We start from the raw sequence: 7,185 nt of genomic DNA, 5'->3' as shown, positions 1-7,185 counted from the left end.
GCCGCTGACCCGGCCGCTCTTCGCCGCCTGGTTCCCGCAGCTGGAGCGGCCCTTCTACGAGGCCGACAGCTTCCCGGCCCTGGTGGTGGCGCATGTCGCGCTGGTCGGGGCGTCGAGCCTGATCGCGGTTGTCATCGGCGTCGCTGCCGGCATCTTCGTCACCCGCCGTGCCGGGGCCGAGTTCCGCGGCCTGGTCGAGACGGTGACGGCGATGGGCCAGACCTTCCCGCCGGTGGCGGTGCTGGCGATCTCGGTCCCACTGCTGGGCTTCGGCGCCTGGCCGGCGCTGATCGCCCTGTCGCTCTACGGCCTGCTGCCGATCGTCGAGAACACCATCGCGGGGCTGGAGCAGGTGCCGCCGGCCGCGCGCGACGCGGCGGAGGGCATGGGCATGGGGCCGGCCCGGCGATTGTGGTCGGTGGAGCTGCCGCTGGCGGCGCCGGTGATCATGGCCGGCATCCGCACCTCGGTCGCGGTCAACATCGGCACGGCGGCCATCGCCTCCACCGTCGGCGCCCGCACACTCGGCACGCCGATCATCGTCGGGCTGAACGGCAACAACCTGGCCTATGTCATCCAGGGCGCGGTGGTGGTGGGCACGCTGGCGGTGCTGGCCGACCTCGCCTTCGGCCGGATCACCGACCTGCTGCAGCGCTGGAAGAGGGCTTGAGCCCTATCCACGAGGCCTGCGCTCGACGGCCTTGTCGCCGACCCAGAAGCGCGGCCCGGGGCCGAGGCGGCCGGCGCGGTCCGCCGGGTTGACCAGGCCGCAGCTCGACATCGACAGGCAGCCGCAGCCGATGCAGCCGGCCAGGCCGGATTTCAGCCGCTCCAGTTCGGCGATCCGCTCATCGATCCGCCGGGTCCAGCCGCCGGACAGGCGCGACCAGTCCTCGCCGGTGGGGATGTGATCGGTCGGCAGCTTGTCGAGCTCGGCCTTCACCTCCTCCAGCGACATGCCGAGCCGCTGGGCGAAGACGATGAAGGCGATCCGCCGCAGCACCGCGCGGGGGAATCGGCGGTGGCCGGAGCCGGCGCGCTCGGACCGGATCAGCCCCCGCTCCTCATAGTAGCGCAGCGCCGAGGCGGCGACGCCGCTGCGCCGCGCCACCTGGTTGATGGTCAGGACTCCGTCCATGGCTTGATCCGTCGCGGCCGATGCTCAAGCTTACTTGAGCTTGCCATCGACGCGGATCAAGCCGGGACGGATCGGCTCAGGCCAGTGCGGGCGCGCGCCGGTCCAGCGCGTAGGACAGCACCGCGACAGCGAGACCGGCTACGGCGACGGCGGCGCCGAGATAGGGGATCTGGCCATAGGGCATGCCGGCGGTGATCGCGGCGCCGCCGAGCCAGGCGCCCGCGGCGTTGCCGAGGTTGAACGCGCCCTGGTTCAGGGTGGAGGCCAAGTTCGGCGCCTCATGCGCCTGGTCGACCACCCGGGTCTGCAGCGGTGCGCCGAGGCTGAACTGCACCACGCCCCACAGCACCATGGCGGCGACGGCCGGCACCATGAAGGGTGCGGCCAAGCCGAAGCCGGCACAGACCACGGCCAGAGCGGTGAAGCTGATCATCACCGCCGGCATCAGCCGCCAGTCGGCCAGGCGGCCGCCGAACAGGTTGCCGACGGTGATGCCGACGCCGAACAGCAGCAGCGCGGTGGTGACGCCCTGCGGCGTCAGGCCGGACACGGTCTCGAGGATCGGGGTGATGTAGGTGAAGACGGTGAACAGGCTGACCGAGGACAGGATGCTGAGCGCCATGGCCAGCAGCACCTGCGGCTTGCGCAGCACCGAGAACTCGGACAGCAGGTTGCCGGCCGGCGCCTCGCGATCGCGCGGCAGGATGAAGGCAATGGCCAGCGCCGCGGCGATGCCGATCGGCACGATGGCGCCGAAGGTGGCGCGCCAGCCGGCGACATGGCCCAGCGCGGTGCCGAAGGGCACGCCCAGCACATTGGCCAGGGTGAGGCCGGAGAACATCAGCGCGACGGCGCGGGACCGCTGGTGCCGCGGCACCAGCCCGGTGGCGACGACGGCGCCGATGCCGAAGAAGGCGCCGTGGCACAGCGCCGTCAGCACCCGCGCGGCCATCAGCGACCAGTAGTCGGGCGCCAGGGCGCACATCAGGTTGCCGAGGATGAACACGCCCATCAGCCCCAGGAGCGTGGTCTTGCGCGGCAGCTTCGCGGTCAGCAGGGCCACGATCGGCGCGCCGATGGTGACGCTGAGGGCATAGCCCGAGACCAGCATGCCGGCCGCCGGGATGGTGGCGCCGAGGTCCCGCGCCACATCGGGCAGCAGGCCCATGATCACGAACTCGGTGGTGCCGATGCCGAACGCGGCAACGGCCAGGGCGAAAAGCGGCAGCGGCATGAGGGGCGGATCCGGTGACGGAATGTCGCCCCTAAGATGCGCGCTTGGTCGGAGCAAACGTTATACGAATGCTGCAATGCAGCATTCGGGAAATGCGGGGCGGAGAGCGAGGATCTGCGCCCGCTACAATCTGGCTACGAAAACACGAAATCGGAGGCATGGAGCTGGGCGGCGGAGGTGATACCCGTCAGGTTGATGGTGATATCTGTCGTGCCGTTGCCATCGCTATCGACCAGCACTTGGCCACCGGCGAACCGTGCCTCGCTGTTGCCGCCGGCGGTGAAGGCAGTTGCGCCGAGATAGGCGAAGGTACCGTGCAGCAGCCCCTGGAAGACCAGTAGGTCGCCTTCCGACGAATTGAAATCCGCAATTGTGTCTACGCCACTCTGCATGGAGGAGTATACAAATCCGTCCTGACCGGATCCTCCCCGCAGATCATCATCGCCGCCATTGCCGATGATGGTATCGCTTCCACCACCACCTTCCATCCCGTTCGCCTCAGCGTTTCCGGTGATGATATTGTCGAGATCATTACCAGTCCCGAAATCTGCAGTTCCGAGCAACGTCAGATTCTCGACATTGGCAGAAAGTCGAACATTGAAAGTATAGGACAAAACCGTATCAATACCCTCATTTGGACGCTCGGAAATCTGATCGAACTCAAAACTTGGCTCCAAGATATACGTGTCGTTTCCGGCACCGCCGGACAGCTGATTCACGCCACCTCCGCCATTCAATATGTTATCACCGGAATTGCCCCGGATACTGTTATCCAGATCGTTGCCGGTACCATTGATATTTGCCGAACCGGTGAGAATAAGATCTTCAAGATTGGCGCCGAGTTGATAGCTGACCGATGAGACAACCAGATCGCGGCCCTCTTCCGCCTTCTCCACCACCTCGTCGCCAACAGAATCAATGATGTAGGTGTCACCGCCCCAACGGCCGATCAACACATCGTCCCCGGCCTTGCCATCGAGCGTATTGTCCCCGAAGTTCCCGGTGATAACGTTGCTCATCTCGTTGCCGGTGCCGTTGACGTGGTCGCTGCCGACCAGATTCAACTCCTCGATAGCGGCGCCCAGCGTATAGCTCGCCAGCGACCGCACCCGGTCATAGCCATTGTTCGCCGCCTCCTCGATCCGGTCGCCGGCCGAATCCACGTCGTAAATGTCGTTGCCGGCACCGCCGAACATCTCATCATCTCCCGCCCCGCCTGACAGGGTGTCGTCGCCGTCACCGCCGATGAGGCGGTCATTCCCCTCGTTGCCGTACAGAGTATCCCGCCCGGCCGTCGCCGAGATGTAGTCGACACCGCGGTCACCGACGATTTCGTTATCCAGCGCATTGTCTCCGACCGTATGAGAGCCGCCGCCGATAAGCGTCAGGTTCTCGATATGGGCCGCTAGGTCATAGGCAGCCAGCGAAACGCGCACCCGGTCGATCCCTTCGTCGGCAGCCTCCTGGATCTGGTCGCCGGCGGAATCCACCTCATAGAGATCGTCGCCCTTCCCCCCGATCATTGTATCGTCCCCGCCGCCGCCTATGAGGGTATTGTTCCCGTCATTGCCGGTGATGGTGTTGTCCAGAGCGTTGCCTGAGGCGCCGATATTGTCCGTGCCCTGCAAGGCCAGATTCTCGACATTGACGGCGAGCTGGTGGGTGACCCAGCTCAGCACGCGGTCGATGCCTTCACCGGCCTGCTCCGCAATCCGGTCACCGGCCGTGGCGACATAGTAGGTGTCGTTGCCCTTCCCTCCGACCAACACATCGTCGCCCGCGCCGCCGTCGAGCACGTTGTCGCCCGCATTGCCGGCGATGGTGTTGGCAAGGGCGTTGCCGGTACCGCTGATCGCGGCCGTTCCGGTCAGGGTCAACTCTTCGATATTGGCGCCCAGAGTGAGGCTGACCGACGACCGCACCCGGTCGTAGCCCTCATTCGCCAGTTCCTGGATCTGGTCGCCGGCCGAATCCACGTCGTAGACGTCATTGCCCGCGCCGCCGGCCATGGCATCGTTGCCGGCACCGCCGTTAAGCACGTTGTTCCCGGCATTGCCGAGGATGGAGTTGTCCAGCGCGTTGCCGAAGCCGTTGATGTCGGCCGTGCCCGCCAAGGTCAGGATCTCGATATTGGCCGCCAGCTGATGGCTGACCCAGGCGCGCACCCGGTCGATGCCCTCGCCCGCCCGCTCCACCACCTGGTCGCCGGCGGAGTCCACGTCGTACGAATCGTCACCGAGGCCGCCGACAAGGATGTCGTTGCCGAGCCCCCCGACCAGCCAGTCATTGCCGCCCGCGCCGTAGAGTTTGTCGTCACCGTCAAGACCATAGATCTGATCCGCCTCGGCGCTCCCGACGATCCGGTCAGCCGCCGCCGTGCCTGAAAATACCGGCATGAAATCCTCTCCCCTTCAAATCAACGCACCGCGACCGATGCTGCTTCTGCCCGTCCCTGAGTTTTGCGCAAACATATGGGATCCCGCGGCCACGGTCGGCTCGACGTGGCCTCCACCGATGGCAGCGTTCAGGTGAACACGAAATCGGAGGCGTGGAGCTGGGATGCGGTGGTCATACCGGTCAGGTAGATGGTGATGTCCACGGTGCCGTTGCCGTCTGCGTCAACCAGCAAATTTTCGCCCGAAAATCGTGCCTCGCTGTTGCCGCTCGCGGTGAAGGCTGCGGCTCCGCGATAGCTGAAGGTGCCGTGGAGCGAATCCTCGAAGACCAGCTTGTCCTCACCTCCCGAGGCGATGAAGTCATTGACATGATCGAGTCCATTGGCGCCGGCGTGATAGATGAACTGATCCGCACCGGCACCGCCGACCAGCAAATCGTCGCCGGCTCCTCCGGTCAGTCGGTCATCGCCGGCACCGCCTTGCAGCTGATCGAACCCGGCATCGCCTCTGAGATCATCATCCCCGCCATTACCATAAATCTCGCTAGATAGTGGCCCGCCCAGAACCACATCGGCCCCCGCTCCCCCCTGAACTTCGGGAAGATTGAAGCCGGCCCCCGACAGTATCAGGGTGTTGCCGTTGTCCGAGAGCCGTAGGCTCAGAACATCGAGCGTTGCATCGGACAAATCGACTGTGCCGCTTCCCTTGAGGGCGATCGAATTGGCATGAATTTCCAGAAACTGGTCGAGTTGGGCGGCGGTCAGAACGACCGTATTGGAATAGGCTTCCAGAACCTCAAGTCCGGTAAGGTCAGCCACCGAAAGGTCCAAGGGGCCGGCCCCCGTGAAGACCCTGAGCGTGTCGCGCCCCGCCCCACCGTCGAAGACATCGCCGGCCGTCAGGTCGAGGTGGCCATCCAGCGATTGGCCCGTCGACACGTCGGTGCCTCCGATGATCAGCATATCGTCGCCCGCGCCGCCCCGGAGGACGTCCATTCCGGCCGCCCCGCGAAGCCCGTCGGCGCCGGCACCCCCGAGCAGGGTGTCGTTTCCCTCACCGCCGTCGAGACTGCTGCCGACAGAACCGGCCGTCAGATGGTCATTTCCCAGTCTGCCGTATATCGAGGCTGCACCGTCCGGGCCGACCACACTGTCCGCGGATGCACCACCGGCAATGGAGATGCGATCAACATTGGAAGCCACGCCAGTCATATCCACCGCGTTGCCCAGATCAGAGAGATATAGGGCAGTGACGCCCAGTTTTTGGAATCCGGAAAAATCGGCGGAACCACCTCCGATCAATTGCAGAGTCGAAACATTGATCGAATTGAATTGCGTAACTTGTCGCACTCCGATTTGAACAATCGTTGTAAAAGAATTGAGCACCTCCATGTTACGAAAATCGAGGCCCGTCAGATCCATTATATTGATTCCAGGCGATAAAGAGAGCGTGTCAACACCACTACCCCCATCATAGACCTCACCGGCGACAATTTCATACTTAAACGCGATTTCGAATGAATCGTCACCAGCGCCTCCGCGCAGATAATCCTTTCCTGTTCCTCCAACGATCAAATCGTCGCCATCACCACCGAGAATCTGGTCATCGCCGCCACCGCCATAGAGGCCGTTTGCCCTGGCATTGCCGACTATGGTGTTGCTTCCCCCGTTGCCGGCTCCATCGATGTTTGCCATGCCAACCAAGTTCAGTTCCTCGACATTGGCGCTCAGCGTGAAGCTGACCGAGGCCCGCACCCGGTCGTAGCCGGCATTCGCGCCCTCGCTCACCACGTCTCCGGTCGAGTCCACGTCGTAGACGTCGTTGCCCGCGCCCCCGGCCATCGCGTCGTTGCCGGCGCCGCCGTTGAGGACGTTGTTCCCGGCATTGCCGACCAGCGTGTTGTCCAGCGCGTTGCCGAAGCCGTTGATGTCGGCCATGCCCGTCAGGGTCAGGATCTCGACATTGGCCGCCAGCTAGTGGCTGACCGAGGCGCGCACCCGGTCGATGCCCTCGCCCGCCCGCTCCACCACCTGGTCGCTCGCGGAATCGACGTCGTAGGAATCGTCGCCGAGGCCGCCGATCAGGATGTCGGCGCCCGCACCACCGACCAGCCAGTCATTGCCGCCGAGGCCATAAAGCGTGTCGTTTCCGTCGAGGCCATAGATCTGGTCCGCATCGGCGCTGCCGACGATCCGGTCAGCCGCCGCCGTGCCTGAAAATACCGGCATGAAACTGTCCCCCCACCCAAAATCCGGCGCGCCTCGGCCAGTGTCCCCCGGCCTTCTCGCGCCCCCATCAGCTTAATCCCGGCTCCGCCCCGCTCGGCAATCCGGATTCTATGCATTCGTGAAAAAATTCATATATCGGCGGAACGCCTGCCCGCGGCGCCGCCGTGCTAGGGTCCGCTTCGCCCGCCC

At 64.7% G+C, this 7,185-nt stretch carries 6 protein-coding genes; 1 reads left to right on the top strand and 5 read right to left on the bottom strand.

Going from position 1 to position 7,185, the window contains the following annotated elements; all coding sequences use genetic code 11:
• Positions 1-670, top strand: a 670-nt coding sequence (locus P409_RS21580; protein WP_034843536.1) for an ABC transporter permease, incomplete at its 5' end; no start/stop codon positions are given.
• A 3-nt stretch (positions 671-673) separates the two neighbouring features.
• Here P409_RS21580 and soxR read toward each other — a convergent pair.
• The 5 genes from soxR to P409_RS36345 all read right to left on the bottom strand — a co-directional run bounded on the left by soxR (position 674) and on the right by P409_RS36345 (position 6,996).
• A complete protein-coding gene (gene soxR, locus P409_RS21575) occupies positions 674-1,138 on the bottom strand; it encodes a redox-sensitive transcriptional activator SoxR (RefSeq protein WP_034843535.1) in 465 nt (154 codons plus the stop codon).
• A 76-nt stretch (positions 1,139-1,214) separates the two neighbouring features.
• Positions 1,215-2,372 carry an MFS transporter gene (locus P409_RS21570; protein ID WP_034843534.1) on the bottom strand — a complete coding sequence of 386 codons (1,158 nt, stop codon included), beginning with the start codon at positions 2,370-2,372 and terminating at the stop codon, positions 1,215-1,217.
• 134 nt (positions 2,373-2,506) lie between these two features.
• Entirely contained in the window at positions 2,507-4,768 is a 2,262-nt protein-coding gene (locus tag P409_RS41275; RefSeq protein ID WP_052121108.1) for a calcium-binding protein, read from the bottom strand.
• A 128-nt stretch (positions 4,769-4,896) separates the two neighbouring features.
• The gene (locus P409_RS38145) at positions 4,897-6,705 is read right to left on the bottom strand and encodes a calcium-binding protein (RefSeq protein WP_152613474.1); all 1,809 of its coding nucleotides are present in this window, start codon (positions 6,703-6,705) and stop codon (positions 4,897-4,899) included.
• Between the two features lie 36 nt (positions 6,706-6,741).
• Positions 6,742-6,996, bottom strand: a complete 255-nt coding sequence (locus P409_RS36345; RefSeq protein ID WP_052121102.1) for a calcium-binding protein — start codon at positions 6,994-6,996, stop codon at positions 6,742-6,744.
• Positions 6,997-7,185: the final 189 nt, after the last annotated feature.

It is taken from the genome of Inquilinus limosus MP06, from assembly GCF_000767795.1.
GTDB lineage: Bacteria > Pseudomonadota > Alphaproteobacteria > DSM-16000 > Inquilinaceae > Inquilinus > Inquilinus limosus_E.
This window is presented reverse-complemented; position numbering and strand designations above follow the sequence as displayed.

Excerpts from the sequence above, each read along its gene's own strand:
- soxR (WP_034843535.1), bottom strand. The coding sequence starts at position 1,138 with ATGGACGGAGTCCTGACCATCAACCAGGTGGCGCGGCGCAGCGGCGTC.
- P409_RS21570 (WP_034843534.1), bottom strand. The coding sequence starts at position 2,372 with ATGCCGCTGCCGCTTTTCGCCCTGGCCGTTGCCGCGTTCGGCATCGGC.
- P409_RS41275 (WP_052121108.1), bottom strand. The coding sequence starts at position 4,768 with ATGCCGGTATTTTCAGGCACGGCGGCGGCTGACCGGATCGTCGGGAGC.
- P409_RS38145 (WP_152613474.1), bottom strand. The coding sequence starts at position 6,705 with ATGGCCGACATCAACGGCTTCGGCAACGCGCTGGACAACACGCTGGTC.
- P409_RS36345 (WP_052121102.1), bottom strand. The coding sequence starts at position 6,996 with ATGCCGGTATTTTCAGGCACGGCGGCGGCTGACCGGATCGTCGGCAGC.